Consider the following 14,839-nt stretch of genomic DNA (forward strand, 5'->3'; position numbering starts at 1 on the left):
CCAGTGTACACCATGAAACCTGTCGTTCCTTTCGTGCAAGCCCGGTCTTCATTATCTGCTCATCGCGCGCCGGTCCCGGCAGTATTGCCCGCTCCAGTTTCCTCTTTCCGGGGTGGGCCCGGCAGAGATTCGGCTGATATACAAACGGCTGTTAATTCTCTTTGTGTGCAAAGAAATCTGATTCCTGTAAATTAAATTTTTCTGCATTCTGATAAAGAGTTTTACATGCTGACCGGACTCAATCACCTCACCCTCGCAGTTAGCAACCTGGCCAGTAGCCTGAATTTTTATACGGAGACCCTGGGATTCATCCCCAAAGCGGCATGGGATCACGGCGCTTATCTTTCGCTGGGTGAACTCTGGCTCTGTCTCTCTGTGGATACCGTCTCTGCTGGAAATGATTACACACACTATGCATTCACTATTGCTGGTGAAGAATTTGATGCGTTCGTTGAGCGATTGAGAGCGGCGGGTGTGACAGAGTGGAAGCGCAATAAAAGCGAGGGGAACTCCTTCTACTTTCTGGACCCCGATGGCCACAGGCTTGAGATCCATGATGGCGATCTTGAGAGCCGTATCAGAGCCTGCCTTGCTCAGCCTTATCAGGGAATGACGTTCTTCTGATTGATTAACTCCCGCCCCGGCAGAGAAAATGACCGCTTAAGCGGGGGCTATCACCCCATGCCCGGCGGTTTCCTGCCAGTCACGCACCCTGACAAGCACTCCTCATTTTCCAGCCACCACATTCACCTCTCCTTCACCCCCCCGTCACGGTTTTGTCATCTGATCCCCTCAAGCTAACACCATCCCGCAGCGTCTTTTCACTGCGTTCCCACTCTGTAACCCGTGAGGATTTCATCGTGATGGAGTTATCCAGACATCCGACCACTGTCTATCAGGCTGTTGCCGCACAACTTGAGCAGGCGCTGAAAGAGCGCTACCGCTGCGGCGACTATCTTCCTTCCGAGCAACAGCTGGCCGATCACTATGAGGTGAATCGCCACACGCTGCGTCGGGCGGTGGATGAACTGGTGCACAAAGGGCTGCTGCAGCGCCGTCACGGCGTCGGCATCCTGGTTCTGATGCGCCCTTATGACTATCCGCTGCATGCTCAGGCGCGATTCAGCCAGAACCTGCTTGAGCAGGGCAGTCATCCCACCAGCGAACGGCTGCTGGCGGTGCTGCGTCCGGCCAGCAACGACGTTGCCAATGCGCTGGGCGTGAAAGAGGGCGACAACGTCATTCATCTGCGCACCCTGCGTCGCGCCAACGGCGTGCCGCTCTGCCTGATCAACCATTTCCTCGCCGACCTCAGCTGGTGGCCACAGCTTCAGCAATTTAACAGCGGGTCGCTGCACGACTTCTTAGTGGAGCACACCGGCAAGCAACTGGTACGCACCCAGACCCGCATCAGCACCCGCCGGGCGCAGGCCAAAGAGTGTCGGCAGCTCGACATCGCGCTGCATTCGCCGCTGCTCTGTGTGCGGACCCTGAACAAAACCAGTGATGGCGCGGTGGCGGAATACTCCGTCAGCCTGACGCGCGGCGACATGATTGAACTGACTCTGGAGCACTAATGGAACAGCAAACGGATCGCCAGCGCTGGCTGTCGGTGCTGGCGCACAGCAGCGCCGCCTTGCTTGAGACGCACTGGCAGGCGCTTAACCTCCAGCCCGCCTTTACCCTGATCCGTCCGGCAGAGATCGGGCTGACGCGGTTGCAGGCGCGGATGGGGGCCACCGGCAAACGCTTTGTGATGGGTGATGCCACGGTGACGCGCGCGGTGGTGCAGCTCAGCGACGGCACTCTGGGTTACAGCTACCTGTTAGGGCGTGACAAAGCCCATGCCGAGCGCTGCGCTCTGCTGGATGCGCTGTTACAGCAGCCGGAAACCCGGCAACTGCTGGAAGAGAAGATTATTACCCCGCTGGCGGCGTGGCGCGATGAGCAGCGACAGCTGCGCGCCCGCGAGATCGCCAGCAGCAAAGTGGATTTCTTTACGCTGGTTCGCGGAGATAACTGATGACTTTACTGGCAAGTTTTAACCATCCGGTGGCGGATGCGCAGCGCGCGTTTCGCCGCATTCTGAAAGCGATGAGCGAACCGGGCGTGATGGTCTCGCTGCCGCTGCAACAGGGCTGGGGCGCACTGTCACCGGCGGCCACGGCGCTGCTGCTGACGCTGGTCGATCAGGAAAGCCCGGTCTGGCTGGATGCGGAAATTGACAACGAACAGCTGCGCAACAATCTGCGCTTCCATACCGGTGCGCCGATCACCACGCAGCAGGATGCGCCTTTTGCCCTGAGCCATGCGGCGGCGCAGCCCGACCCGACGCAGTTCGCGGCCGGTGACAACATGTCACCGGAAAAAAGCACCACGCTGATTATCGAAGTGCCGTCACTGAATGGCGGCCTGACGCTGCGCCTCTCCGGCCCTGGCCTGCGCGAAACCCGGGCCATCGCGCCACAGCTGCCCGAAAGCGTGCTGGAATATCTGCGCACCCGTCCGCATCCGTTTCCACAGGGCGTGGATCTGATCTTCACCTGTGGCGAAGCGATCATGGCCGTGCCGCGCACCACCGTTGTGGAGGTGTGCTGATGTATGTCGCGGTGAAAGGGGGCGAAAAAGCCATTGCGAACGCCCATCAGTTGCAGGCCGATCTGCGGCGCGGCGATCGGGCGGTAGCCGAGCTCGGCTGCGATCAGGTGGCGCAGCAGCTGGGACTGGCGGTGGATCGGGTGATGACCGAAGGCGGAATTTACGATCCTGAACTGGCGGCGCTGGCGATTAAGCAGGCCAGCGGCGATCTGGTGGAGGCGATCTTTCTGCTTCGCGCCTATCGCACCACGCTGCCACGCCTGGCGGAGAGCACGCCGCTGGCGACCGGTGCGATGCGCATCGAACGCCGCATCTCGGCGGTCTATAAAGATCTGCCGGGCGGCCAGGTATTGGGGCCAACTTACGACTACAGCCACCGTCTGCTCGACTTCACCCTGCTGGCCAATGGCGAAACGCCTGCCGCGCCGCGTGACGATCGTTCGGTGCCTGACCAGTGCCCGCACATGTTCAGCATGATGAGCGATGAAGGGCTGGCCGCCGCCGAGATGGATGACGGCAGTGAGCCTGTCGATATCACCCGCGAGCCAATGAGCTTTCCCGCCTCACGCGCCGCGCGCCTGCAACAGCTGGTGCGTGGCGACGAAGGCTTTCTGCTGGCGCTCGGCTACTCAACCCAGCGCGGCTATGGCCGCACCCATCCTTTTGCCGGCGAGATCCGCACCGGCACTCTCAGCGTCAGTATCTGTCCCGAAGAGCTGGGTTTTGAGCTGGAGATCGGTGAACTGCTACTGACGGAGTGTGAAATGGTCAACGGCGTTGCCCACAGCGACGACACGGCGCCGCACTTTACCCGGGGTTATGGGCTGGTGTTTGGCCGCGCCGAACGTAAAGCGATGGCGATGGCGCTGGTGGACAGGGCGCTGCAAAGCCGCGAACAGCATGAGCGTGTTACCAGCCCGGCGCAGGACGAAGAGTTTGTGCTGTCGCACGCCGACAACGTGGAAGCCGCAGGCTTTGTCTCGCATCTCAAGCTGCCGCACTACGTCGATTTCCAGGCGGAACTGGAACTGCTGAAACAGCTGCAGCACGATTATCAGGAGCGCAACCATGGCTGAACTCACCGGCTATAACAACGGCTATCTCGATGAGCAGACCAAACGCACCATCCGCCGCGCCATCCTGAAAGCGGTGGCGATCCCCGGCTATCAGGTGCCGTTCGCCGGACGTGAGATGCCGATGCCCTACGGCTGGGGCACCGGCGGCATCCAGATCACCGCCAGCGTGATTGGCGATCAGGATGTGCTGAAGGTGATCGATCAGGGCGCAGATGACACCACCAATGCGGTGTCGATCCGCCATTTCTTTAAGCGGGTCAGCAATGCTGCCACCACCGAGCGCACCGCCGATGCCACCCTGATCCAGACCCGGCACCGCATCCCGGAAACGCCGCTGGAAGAGGATCAGATCCTGATTTTCCAGGTGCCGATTCCGGAGCCGCTGCGCTTTATCGAGCCGCGCGAAACCGAAACCCGCACCATGCATGCGCTGGAGGAGTACGGCATCATGCAGGTGAAGCTGTATGAAGATATCGCCAGCTACGGCCACATCGCGACGACTTACGCCTATCCGGTCCGGGTCAACGATCGCTACGTGATGGATCCATCGCCCATTCCCAAATTCGACAACCCGAAGATGCACATGATGCCCGCGCTGCAGCTGTTTGGTGCCGGGCGTGAAAAGCGCATCTACGCCTTGCCGCCTTACACCCGCGTGGAAAGCCTGGACTTCGACGATCACCCGTTCACCGTGCAGCAGTGGGATGAACCCTGCGCGCTGTGCGGCTCGCGCCATAGCTATCTCGATGAGGTGGTGATGGACGATCAGGGAACGCGGATGTTTGTCTGCTCCGACACCGACTTTTGCCATCAGCAGCAGGAACAGCAATATGCACAGTGAACAGCCGCTGCTTGCGGTGAACCAGCTCACCCACCTTTATGCGCCGGGCAAAGGGTTTGAGCAGGTCAGTTTTGATCTCTGGCCCGGCGAAGTGCTGGGCATTGTCGGCGAGTCCGGCTCCGGTAAAACCACGCTGCTGCAGAGCCTGTCGGCGCGTCTGACGCCGCAACAGGGCAGCATCCTCTATCAGAATCGCGACCTCTATCAGATGAGTGAAAGCGATCGCCGTCGCCTGCTGCGCACCGAATGGGGCGTGGTGCATCAGCATCCGATGGACGGTCTGCGTTCGCAGGTCAGCGCAGGCGGCAATATCGGCGAACGGCTGATGGCGACCGGACAGCGCCACTATGGCGATATCCGCGCCGAGGCGAGCCGCTGGCTGCAGGCGGTGGAGATTGACGCCGGTCGTATCGACGATCTGCCCACCACCTTTTCCGGCGGTATGCAGCAGCGGCTGCAGATCGCCCGGAACCTGGTGACGCAGCCGCAGCTGATGTTTATGGATGAGCCGACCGGCGGGCTGGATGTGTCGGTGCAGGCGCGGCTGCTGGATCTGCTGCGGACGCTGGTGCGCGAACTGAATCTGGCGGTGGTGATTGTCACCCACGATCTCGGCGTGGCGCGACTGCTGGCGCATCGCCTGCTGGTGATGAAGCAGGGGCGGGTGGTGGAGAGCGGTCTGACTGACCGCGTGCTGGACGATCCTCATCATCCTTACACTCAACTGCTGGTCTCTTCGGTGCTCAATTAAATGACAACTATCACTCCGCGCCTGCGGGTAGAGAATTTGTGTAAAACCTTTGTGCTGCATAACCAGAACGGCGCGGCGCTGCCGGTGCTGCACAACGCCAGCCTGACGGCAGGCGAGGGCGAATGCGTGGTGCTGCACGGTCACTCCGGCAGCGGTAAATCCACACTGCTGCGCGCGCTTTACGGCAACTATCAGCCCGACAGCGGCCACATCCGGGTTGCGCATCAGGGCGAGTGGATCGACATGGCTCAGGCGTCGGCGCGCCAGATTATCGCCCTGCGCCGCGACACGCTGGGCTGGGTCAGCCAGTTTCTGCGGGTGATCCCGCGCGTGCCGACGCTGGAGATTGTGATGCAGCCGCTGCTGGAGCGCGGCGTCGAGCGCGCCTTCTGTGAAGCGCGTGCCGCCGAACTGCTGACCCGGCTCAACGTGCCGCAGCGTCTCTGGTCGCTGGCCCCGTCCACTTTCTCTGGTGGAGAGCAGCAGCGCGTGAATATCGCCCGCGGCTTTATCGCCGACTATCCGGTGCTGCTGCTGGATGAACCCACCGCCTCGCTCGACAGTGTCAACAGCGAGGCGGTAGTGAGCTTAATTGAACAGGCGCGCGCCCGTGGTGCCGCCATCGTCGGTATTTTTCACGATCGGGCGGTGCGCGAGCGGGTAGCTGACCGGCTGCACCTGATGCACCCGATCGAGACAGGAGCGCAGGCATGATCATCAATAACGTCAGACTGGTGCTGGAAAACGAAGTGGTGACCGGATCGCTGGAGTTTCGCGACGAGCGCATCAGCAGCTTCAGCGAAACCACCAGCCAGCAGCCGGGCGCGCTGGATGGCGAGGGCGCCTGGCTGATGCCGGGTCTGGTGGAGTTGCACACCGATAATCTCGATAAGTTTTTCACGCCCCGTCCGAAAGTGGACTGGCCGGCCCACTCGGCGATGAGCAGCCACGATGCGCTGATGGTTTCCAGCGGCATTACCACAGTGCTGGATGCGATTGGCGTCGGGGATGTGCGCGACGGCGGGCACCGGCTGGATAACCTCAGCAAGATGATCGATGCCATCCGCGACAGCAACCGCAAAGGACTGAACCGGGCCGAGCATCTGCTGCATCTGCGCTGTGAACTGCCGCATCCCACCACTGCGCCGCTGTTTGAAGCGCTGATGGGCACGCCGGAGCTGGCGCTGGTGTCGCTGATGGACCATTCACCGGGCCAGCGTCAGTACGCGTCACTGACGAAGTATCGCGAATATTATCAGGGCAAATATCAGCTCAACGACGCGGAGATGGATCAGTTCGAGCATGACCAGCTCACCCTGGCAGCAGCGTGGTCACAGCCCAATCGTCAGGCGATTGCCGGACTCTGCCGGGAACATGGCATCGCCATTGCCAGTCACGATGATGCCACCGCGGCGCACGTTGAAGAGTCTCACGCCGCGGGCAGCCGCATTGCAGAGTTTCCGACCACGCTGGAGGCAGCACGCGCCTCGCGTTATCGCAATATGCAGGTGCTGATGGGCGCGCCTAACATCGTGCGCGGCGGCTCGCACTCCGGGAACGTCGCCGCCTGGGAGCTGGCGTCACACGGCCTGCTGAATATTCTCTCTTCCGATTACTACCCGGCGAGCCTGCTGGATGCGGCGTTCCGGCTGGCAGATGATGAGCGCAACAGCCTCGGCATGGCGCAGGCGATTGCACTGGTCACCTGTAACCCGGCGCGCGCCTTAGGGCTCGAAGATCGCGGCGTGATCGCCGAAGGCTGCCGCGCCGATCTGGTGCTGGCGCACACCGCACACGGCTACCCGCACGTGCGGCACGTCTGGAGCAAAGGCCGGCAGGTGTACTGATGGCGCGGCTGATCTGGCTCACCGGTCCTTCGGGTTCGGGTAAAGACAGCCTGCTGGACGCGCTGCGGGCAGCACCCCCGCCACGGCTGCTGATCGCCCATCGCTACATTACCCGCGCCGCCGATGCGGGCGGTGAAAACCATGTGGCGCTCACCGAGGCGGAGTTTGCCCGTCGCGCCGCGCTGGGACTGTTCGCGGTGAGCTGGCAGGCGCACGGTTTCAGCTATGGCATTGGCTGTGAGACGGAACAGTGGCTGCTGCGCGGGCAAAATGTGGTGGTGAATGGTTCGCGGCTGCATCTGGCGCAGGCGCAGGCCCGTTTCGGCTCGCAGCTGCTGCCGGTCTGTCTGCAGGTCACGCCCGCCGTGCTGGCCACGCGGCTGCGCCAGCGCGGACGGGAAGATGAGGCGGAGATCGCCCGGCGGCTGGCGCGCGCCGCACAGCCGCAGCCCGATGGCTGCCTTATCCTCAACAACGACGGCGCGCTGGCGGATACCGTGTGCCTGCTGCGTCAGATACTGGAGGCGCATCAATGAAACTCTCTTATCCTGGCACCGGCGGAGACAGTCCGGCATCGACATCCGCCACCGAAGGCGCATCAATGAAACTCACTTTTCTGGGTACTGGCGGGGTCACTGCCGCACCGCTGCCGGGCTGCGCCTGTCGCGCCTGTCAGCGGGCGCAGCTTAACAGCGGCTACGCGCGTGCGCCCTGCAGCGCGTTGATTGAGTTTGGCCGCGAGCGCATCCTGCTGGATGCCGGCCTGCCGCTGCTGGCGTCGCGCTTCCCGCCCGGCACGCTGACGCGCATTCTGCTGACCCACTACCACATGGATCATGTGCAGGGGCTGTTTGCGCTGCGCTGGGGAGTGGGCGCGCCTATTCCGGTCTGGGGGCCACCCGATCCGCGAGGCTGTGACGATCTCTACAAACACCCTGGCCTGCTCGATTTCCGTCCCGCTTTAACGCCGTTTGTGGCGCACGCCTTTGGAGAACTGCAGGTCACACCGCTGCCGTTGCAACACTCGAAGCTGACGCATGGCTATCTGTTCGACTGGCACGGCACCCGGCTCGCCTGGCTGTGTGACACCTGCGGTCTGCCGCCTGACACCGCCGACTTCCTGCGCGGCCAGCCACTGGATCAACTGGTGATTGACTGCAACGATCCGCCGCAAGCAGAACCGCGTAACCATAATGATGTGACCCAGGCGCTGGCGATAGCAGAGATGCTCCAGCCGCGTCAGACCTGGCTCACCCATCTCAGTCATGAGATGGATAACTGGTTAGCTGAGAACCCGTTACCGGACGGCGTGCTGGCTGCCCGTGACGGCCAGACACTGCTGTGCGGCGCGCACTGGCCTGTCACGGTTTGATCATCTGACTGTCATCTCGTGTTCATCGCGTCACGCCTTAATAACCCGCAGAACGCAATCAGCGATGACGGAGAACACCATGGCACAGGCACTTCTGAAAACGGTGGTCGACAACGACCTGCCACCGGCCAGCCTTAGCGGACAAAAAGTGTTGTCGGTGCAGAAACTGAGCAAAGCCTACGGCGACACTCAGGTGCTGGATCAGGTCAGTTTCGACCTGCACGCCGGTGAGCTGGTGGCGGTGATTGGCCGCTCTGGCGCGGGTAAATCGACCCTGCTGCACATGCTCAACGGCACGATCGAGGCGACTTCCGGCGCGATTATCAGTCTGCATCATGGCGAAGCGGATCGTAACGTGGTTACGCTCAACAGCCGCCAGCTGCGCGAATGGCGCAGCCAGTGCGGCATGATCTTTCAGGATTTCTGTCTGGTGCCACGCCTCGACGTGCTGACCAACGTGCTGCTGGGCCGCCTGAGCCAGACCGGCACGCTGAAATCCTTCTTTAAAATCTTCTCCGACAACGACCGGGCGCACGCCATCGAACTGCTGCAGTGGATGAACATGCTGCCGCAGGCGCTGCAGCGGGCGGAAAACCTCTCTGGCGGGCAGATGCAGCGTGTGGCGATCTGCCGCGCTCTGATGCAGAACCCCAAAATCCTGCTGGCCGATGAGCCGGTGGCGTCGCTCGATCCCAAAAATACCAAGCGCATCATGGATGTACTGCGTCAGGTCAGCGAGCAGGGCATCAGCGTGATGGTCAACCTGCACTCGATTGAGCTGGTGAAAAGCTACTGCACCCGGGTGATTGGCATTCAGCGCGGCGTGGTGCTGTTTGACGGCCATCCTTCAGGACTGACCGACAGCCTGCTGCACCAGCTGTACGGCGATGAACTTAACCAAATCCATTAACTTCCACAGCAAGAGAACAACCCCGAATGAAACTGACTTCTTTAGCACTCCTGACCAGTGTAATGGCGTTTGGTGTCAGCGCAGCGGATGCGCCGAAACAGCTTAATCTGGGGATTCTGGGCGGTCAGAACGCCACCCAGCAGATTGGCGATAATCAGTGTGTGAAGACCTTCTTTGATAAAGAGCTGGGTGTGGATACCCAGATGCGCAACGCCTCCGACTACTCTGGCGTGATTCAGGGTCTGCTGGGTGGCAAGATCGATATGGTGCTGAGCATGTCGCCAGCCTCGTTTGCGTCGGTCTACATTCAGGACCCGAAAGCGGTCGATGTGGTTGGCATTGTGGTGGATGACAAAGATCAGTCACGCGGCTACCACTCGGTGGTGATCGTCAAAGCGGACAGCCCGTACAAAAAGCTGGAAGACCTGAAAGGGAAATCTTTCGGTATGGCCGATCCCGACTCGACGTCCGGTTTCCTGATGCCGAACCAGGCATTCAAGAAAATGTTCGGCGGCTCAGTGGATGACAAATATAACAACACCTTCTCCAGCGTGACCTTCTCCGGCGGCCATGAGCAGGACATTCTGGGCGTGCTGAACAACCAGTTTGATGGCGCAGTGACCTGGACCTCACTGGTCGGTGACTACAACAGCGGCTATACCTCTGGCGCGTTTGGCCGTCTGATCCGCATGGACCATCCTGATCTGATGAAGCAGATCCGCATTATCTGGCAGTCACCGCTGATCCCCAACGGTCCGGTGCTGGTCAGCAACAAGCTGCCCGCTGACTTTAAAGCAAAAGTGGTGTCGGCGATTAAAAAGCTGGATAAGGAAGATCACGCCTGCTTCGTAAAAGCGGTGGGCGGCGAGCAGCACATCGGTCAGGCGACGGTTGCCGATTATCAGAACATCATCGATATGAAGCGCGACCTGATGAAAGGCAGCCGCGGCTAAATCCAGCTACTCCTTACCTTCTCCGCTCAGGCGGGGAAAGCGGGGCGCGGCAAACTTGCCTGCGTCCCGCTGCTTTAGCGCCGGAGATCCCCTTTGACCGAATTCGAACACTACTACCAACGCATCCGTCGCCAGCAGAAACGAGACACGCTGCTCTGGTCACTGCTGCTGGTGGCACTCTACCTGGCGGCGGGCAGGGTGGCAGAATTTAATCTGCTTACCGTCTGGCAGTCGCTGCCGCACTTCTTTGACTACCTGCACGAAATTCTGCCGGTGCTGCATCTGCCGCTGCTGTTTGCCGACGGCAAGACCGAAGGCTCGCTGGCTTACTGGGGCTACCGTCTGCCGATCCAGCTGCCGCTAATCTGGGAAACACTGCAACTGGCGCTGGCTTCGACGCTGGTAGCGGTGGCACTGGCCGCGGTGCTGGCCTTTTTCGCCGCCGACAACACTCAGACGCCGGTCAGCGTGCGGATGACGATTCGCGCCTTTGTCGCCTTCCTGCGCACCATGCCGGAGCTGGCGTGGGCGGTGATGTTTGTGATGGCCTTTGGCATCGGGGCGATCCCCGGTTTTCTGGCGCTGGCGCTGCACACCGTGGGCAGCCTGACCAAGCTGTTTTACGAGGCGATTGAGTCGGCGTCGGATAAACCGGTGCGCGGCCTGGCCGCCTGCGGAGCCAGCAAGCTGCAGCGGATGCGCTTTGCTTTCTGGCCACAGGTTAAACCGGTCTTTCTCTCCTACAGCTTTATGCGGCTGGAGATTAACTTCCGCTCCTCAACCATCCTTGGGCTGGTCGGCGCAGGCGGCATCGGCCAGGAGCTGATGACCAACATCAAACTGGACCGCTACGATCAGGTCAGTATGACGCTGCTGCTGATCCTGATTGTGGTGTCACTGCTGGATACGCTCTCCGGCCAGCTTCGTCGCCGTGTGACAGGAGACAGGACATGATAAGCACCGTTCCCGATATCGCGCTAATGAAGCAGCAGCATCGTGAACTCTTCGCCGCACAGCCGCGCTATCTGCGTCGCCTGGCGCTGATCACACTGGCGGTGCTGCTCTATTACCTCTTTTTCTTCTCGGTATTTGGTCTGGAGTGGTCGCGCCTGCTGATGGGCTGTCAGCAGCTGGGGCGCTATTTCCTGCGGATGTTTGTCTGGCACGACTTCCTGAACTGGCCGTTTGGCTACTATCTGTCGCAGGTCGGCATCACCTTAGGGATTGTCTTTGCCGGCACGCTGACTGCCTCGCTGCTGGCGCTGCCGCTGTCGTTTCTGGCGGCGCGCAACGTGATGCACAGCCGAACCGCGAAACCGCTGGCGTTTCTGATGCGCCGTCTGTTTGACGTGTTGCGCGGCATCGACATGGCGATCTGGGGGCTGATCTTCGTCCGGGCGGTCGGCATGGGGCCGCTGGCCGGGGTGCTGGCGATTATCCTGCAGGATGTCGGTCTGCTCGGCAAACTCTACGCCGAAGGGCACGAAGCGGTGGAGCGTTCACCGGGTCGCGGACTGGGCGCAGTGGGCGCCAATAGCCTGCAGAAACACCGCTTCGGCATTTTCACCCAGTCCTTCCCGCAGTTTCTGGCGCTGAGCCTTTACCAGATAGAGTCCAATACCCGCTCAGCGGCGGTGCTGGGCTTTGTCGGCGCCGGGGGCGTCGGTCTGGTTTACGCTGAGAATATGCGCCTGTGGAACTGGGATGTGGTGATGTTCCTGACGCTGATTCTGGTGGTGGTAGTGATGGTGATGGATGTGATCTCCAGCCGCCTGCGCAAGCGCTACATCAGTGGGAAGCCGGTACCGTTGTGGCAGCCTGCTGCGCGCGATTAAGCCTTTCGCTGCGCTGCCAGGCCCGCTGTAACGCCTGCACCAGCTGTGCCTGCTGCCAGGGCTTCGCCAGCCGTTCGCACAGCGGCAGCGTCACCGGCTGGTGTCGCAGGTCCTGACCGCTGATGAGCAGCGTCGCCAGCTGCGGCCAGTTCTGCTGCGCCTGGCGGATCACCTCCGCGCCGTTAATCTCGCCGGGCAGCATCAGGTCGCTGATCAGCAGGTCGATATCGGGGGTCTGGCGCAGCAGCGCCAGCGCCTCTTCACCGTCTCCGCATTCCAGCGTCAGATAACCCAGCTGATGCAGATGCTCACAGAGTGTCTGGCGCACCGCCGGTTCATCATCCAGCACCAGCACCAGCCGGTTACTGGCCGCCTCAATCTCCGCCGATATGTCCGCCTCAATGGGCGATGGCGGGGCGATCACTGCGGCGGCGGCTTCCGGCGCACGCGGCAACAGCAGCCGCACCGTGGTGCCCTGGCCTGGCGCGGTTTCCAGTTCAATCTGGCCGCCTGACTGCCGTACAAAACCATAAACCATCGACAGGCCCAGCCCGCTGCCGCTGCCGGTAGCCTTGGTAGTGAAAAAAGGCTCAAACACCTGCTCACGAACCCCGGCCGACATGCCGCAGCCGTGGTCTATCACCTCGATTGTGACCCTGTCACGCTTTTCATCGCCCTCCAGACGACGCTGATTCCAGATGCGCAGCCGGATTTCGCCGCTTTGCTGATGCATCGCATCGCGGGCATTTACCACCAGATTCATCAGCGCATTCTCCAGCTGGCTGGCATCAATCCAGGCGGGCCAGCCGGGACGCTGCGCATCAATAATCAGCTGCTGGCCGGGCAGCAGCGAGTGCTGCAGCAGCCCCTGCAGGTTATCCACCAGCGTCACCACCGACACCGCACGGGGATAGAGAGCCTGCTTGCGTGAGAACGCCAGCAGCCGCTGGGTCAGCTGTGCAGCGCGGTCGGCCGCCTGCCGCGCCCGATCAATCCGGCTGGCCAGCGGGCCGGGCGTCAGCTGGCCTTCGGTCAGCGCCAGACTGCCGATAATCACCGCCAGCAGATTGTTAAAGTCGTGCGCCAGTCCGCCGGTCAGCTGGCCAACCGCCTTCATCTTCTGGCTGTGCTGCAGCGCCTCCTCCAGCGTTTTACGCGAGGTCCGGTCCAGCACGGTATTGACCATGCCGCGCCGCGGGATTGGGCTGAAGCGCAGCTCAAGCGTACGACCATCGGCCAGCCGGATCTCCTGCGGTTCACCGGGATCGTGCAGATCCACCGCCAGCGGCGCCAGCAGTTGCTGCCAGGGGACGCCGCGATGCAGTTCATGCGGCGCGATGCCGAGCAGCTCCGCATACTGGGCGTTCCACACCACCAGCTGCCCGTTGTTATCAAACAGCGCAAAGCCGTCGCGCATCGCCAGAAAGGTGGATTCCAGCTGGTTGCTCTTCTCTTTCAGCAGCCGTGAGGTGTGAGCCAGCGAGGCGGTATTACGCGCAAAGACATTAAACGCCCGCGCCAGCTCGCCCAGCTCGTCGCGGCGTTGCAGCCCTGGCACGCTGACGTTCTGCTCGCCCTGCGCCAGCCGCGTCATGGCCCCGGCAATCGCCGTCAGGCTCGACCCGAGATTGCGGTAGATGTAGATACCGGCATAGCCGGTAATTGCCAGCGCCAGCAGCGCAAACAGCGCGATAAAGCCGATGATGGAATCCAGCTCACGATGGGTCGCCTGGGTGCGCGCTTCACTCTGTAACGCCACCTGCTGCACCGAGGCACTAATATCTTCATTCAGCATCGCCACCAGCGCTTTAATCCGGTAGGTGGCATAGGCGATCGCCAGGTCGCTCTGTTCCAGCGCCTCCGCCAGCGGCAGCAGGCGCTGCTGGGTGGCCAGCAGTCGCTGCACGTTTTCGCCGGTCACGCCCGTCAGCGGCACGTTGCGCCACTGCGCCATCACCTGCTGGAGCTGTTCGATGACGGCGATGGGCGAGGGTGTGCGGATCGCGATGGTGATCAGCCGTTCGGTTTGCTCCCGCAGTGCGGCATCCGGCAACGTCCGCTGTTCCCGCTGTTCCCGCTGCACCAGCTGGTCGATATGGCTGAGCAGAATCTGCGTCTGCCACAGGTCGCTCAGCATGTTGTTGCGCTGCAGATGACGCTGGTGGCCGGTCAGCAGCAGGCTGTTAATCGTCTGTTCCAGCATCAGGCTGCGGGCGCGGATCCGGGCGATGCGCTCCGGCTGACGCGCCGCCAGCGGCGCACTGGCCAGCAGGCTCAGCGACTGCTGCAACGCCTGCTGATTCTGCTGCAGCCGCTGTGACTCGCTCTGATACTCCAGCGCGCCCACCACCTGTGACAGCCGCACTGCCGCTGTCGCCACGTTGGCGGTATCCCGCGCCAGCGCCAGGCTGCCGTTCATGTCGGCCAGGGTCTGTGCCTGCGCCTGCTCCTGAATCGCCCCGGCATGACGAAAGCCGAAGATCGCCACCACGCTGACCATCAGCGTGACCGACACCACCAGCAGATTGAACAGCAACAGGCGGCCACGCGCCCCGGCCTGCCACGGATAAGTGCGCTGCATCCCACGACCTCTTAATCACTGCAACGATGGGCCGAGTATAGGAGCGTGCAGTCGGGCGTTTATGACAAATATGAA

At 61.7% G+C, this 14,839-nt stretch carries 16 protein-coding genes; 15 read left to right on the forward strand and 1 reads right to left on the reverse strand.

Annotation, left to right across the window (positions count from 1 at the left end; all coding sequences use genetic code 11):
• The first annotated feature begins 225 nt into the window (after positions 1–225).
• The 15 genes from fos (at position 226) to phnE (ACR8BN_RS07560) (ending at position 12,183) form a co-directional block, all read left to right on the forward strand.
• Positions 226–624 (forward strand): fosfomycin resistance glutathione transferase, encoded by a 399-nt coding sequence (gene fos, locus ACR8BN_RS07490; RefSeq protein ID WP_039388845.1) that lies wholly within the window; start codon positions 226–228, stop codon positions 622–624.
• A gap of 239 nt (positions 625–863) precedes the next feature.
• The gene (gene phnF / locus ACR8BN_RS07495; RefSeq protein ID WP_010247805.1) at positions 864–1,577 is read left to right on the forward strand and encodes a phosphonate metabolism transcriptional regulator PhnF; all 714 of its coding nucleotides are present in this window, start codon (positions 864–866) and stop codon (positions 1,575–1,577) included.
• Complete coding sequence (phnG, locus tag ACR8BN_RS07500) at positions 1,577–2,023, forward strand: phosphonate C-P lyase system protein PhnG (protein ID WP_010247802.1); 447 nt, start codon at positions 1,577–1,579, stop codon at positions 2,021–2,023. Before phnF ends, phnG begins: the two co-directional genes overlap by 1 nt.
• Positions 2,023–2,598 (forward strand): phosphonate C-P lyase system protein PhnH, encoded by a 576-nt coding sequence (gene phnH / locus ACR8BN_RS07505; protein ID WP_010247799.1) that lies wholly within the window; start codon positions 2,023–2,025, stop codon positions 2,596–2,598. Before phnG ends, phnH begins: the two co-directional genes overlap by 1 nt.
• On the forward strand, positions 2,598–3,674 hold the full coding sequence (locus ACR8BN_RS07510; RefSeq protein WP_039388839.1) for a carbon-phosphorus lyase complex subunit PhnI: 1,077 nt from the start codon (positions 2,598–2,600) through the stop codon (positions 3,672–3,674). The genes phnH and ACR8BN_RS07510 overlap by 1 nt, the downstream gene beginning before the upstream one ends.
• Entirely contained in the window at positions 3,667–4,515 is an 849-nt protein-coding gene (locus ACR8BN_RS07515) for an alpha-D-ribose 1-methylphosphonate 5-phosphate C-P-lyase PhnJ (protein ID WP_434747482.1), read from the forward strand. The genes ACR8BN_RS07510 and ACR8BN_RS07515 overlap by 8 nt, the downstream gene beginning before the upstream one ends.
• On the forward strand, positions 4,505–5,266 hold the full coding sequence (gene phnK, locus ACR8BN_RS07520) for a phosphonate C-P lyase system protein PhnK (protein ID WP_013358336.1): 762 nt from the start codon (positions 4,505–4,507) through the stop codon (positions 5,264–5,266). Before ACR8BN_RS07515 ends, phnK begins: the two co-directional genes overlap by 11 nt.
• A complete protein-coding gene (gene phnL, locus ACR8BN_RS07525) occupies positions 5,267–5,980 on the forward strand; it encodes a phosphonate C-P lyase system protein PhnL (protein WP_022624938.1) in 714 nt (237 codons plus the stop codon). It begins immediately after the preceding gene.
• Positions 5,977–7,113, forward strand: a complete 1,137-nt coding sequence (gene phnM / locus ACR8BN_RS07530) for an alpha-D-ribose 1-methylphosphonate 5-triphosphate diphosphatase (RefSeq protein WP_010670886.1) — start codon at positions 5,977–5,979, stop codon at positions 7,111–7,113. The genes phnL and phnM overlap by 4 nt, the downstream gene beginning before the upstream one ends.
• Positions 7,113–7,649, forward strand: a complete 537-nt coding sequence (gene phnN, locus ACR8BN_RS07535; RefSeq protein ID WP_031591074.1) for a ribose 1,5-bisphosphokinase — start codon at positions 7,113–7,115, stop codon at positions 7,647–7,649. Before phnM ends, phnN begins: the two co-directional genes overlap by 1 nt.
• Positions 7,650–7,714: 65 nt before the next feature.
• Positions 7,715–8,485 carry a phosphonate metabolism protein PhnP gene (phnP, locus tag ACR8BN_RS07540; RefSeq protein ID WP_249654731.1) on the forward strand — a complete coding sequence of 257 codons (771 nt, stop codon included), beginning with the start codon at positions 7,715–7,717 and terminating at the stop codon, positions 8,483–8,485.
• 79 nt (positions 8,486–8,564) lie between these two features.
• On the forward strand, positions 8,565–9,395 hold the full coding sequence (gene phnC, locus ACR8BN_RS07545; protein ID WP_010247776.1) for a phosphonate ABC transporter ATP-binding protein: 831 nt from the start codon (positions 8,565–8,567) through the stop codon (positions 9,393–9,395).
• Positions 9,396–9,421: 26 nt separating this feature from the next.
• Positions 9,422–10,348 carry a phosphonate ABC transporter substrate-binding protein gene (gene phnD / locus ACR8BN_RS07550; protein WP_010247773.1) on the forward strand — a complete coding sequence of 309 codons (927 nt, stop codon included), beginning with the start codon at positions 9,422–9,424 and terminating at the stop codon, positions 10,346–10,348.
• A gap of 93 nt (positions 10,349–10,441) precedes the next feature.
• Positions 10,442–11,302 carry a phosphonate ABC transporter, permease protein PhnE gene (gene phnE / locus ACR8BN_RS07555; protein WP_010247769.1) on the forward strand — a complete coding sequence of 287 codons (861 nt, stop codon included), beginning with the start codon at positions 10,442–10,444 and terminating at the stop codon, positions 11,300–11,302.
• On the forward strand, positions 11,299–12,183 hold the full coding sequence (phnE, locus tag ACR8BN_RS07560; RefSeq protein WP_033767647.1) for a phosphonate ABC transporter, permease protein PhnE: 885 nt from the start codon (positions 11,299–11,301) through the stop codon (positions 12,181–12,183). The genes phnE (ACR8BN_RS07555) and phnE (ACR8BN_RS07560) overlap by 4 nt, the downstream gene beginning before the upstream one ends.
• Here the strand turns inward: phnE (ACR8BN_RS07560) and ACR8BN_RS07565 are convergent.
• Positions 12,137–14,764, reverse strand: coding sequence for an ATP-binding protein (locus ACR8BN_RS07565; protein ID WP_434747483.1), 2,628 nt, complete (start codon positions 14,762–14,764; stop codon positions 12,137–12,139). The two genes, phnE (ACR8BN_RS07560) and ACR8BN_RS07565, sit on opposite strands and share 47 nt — an antisense overlap.
• Positions 14,765–14,839: the final 75 nt, after the last annotated feature.

Origin of the sequence: Pantoea sp. Lu_F5_004, from assembly GCF_051136245.1 — a bacterium.
Classification (GTDB): domain Bacteria; phylum Pseudomonadota; class Gammaproteobacteria; order Enterobacterales; family Enterobacteriaceae; genus Pantoea; species Pantoea agglomerans.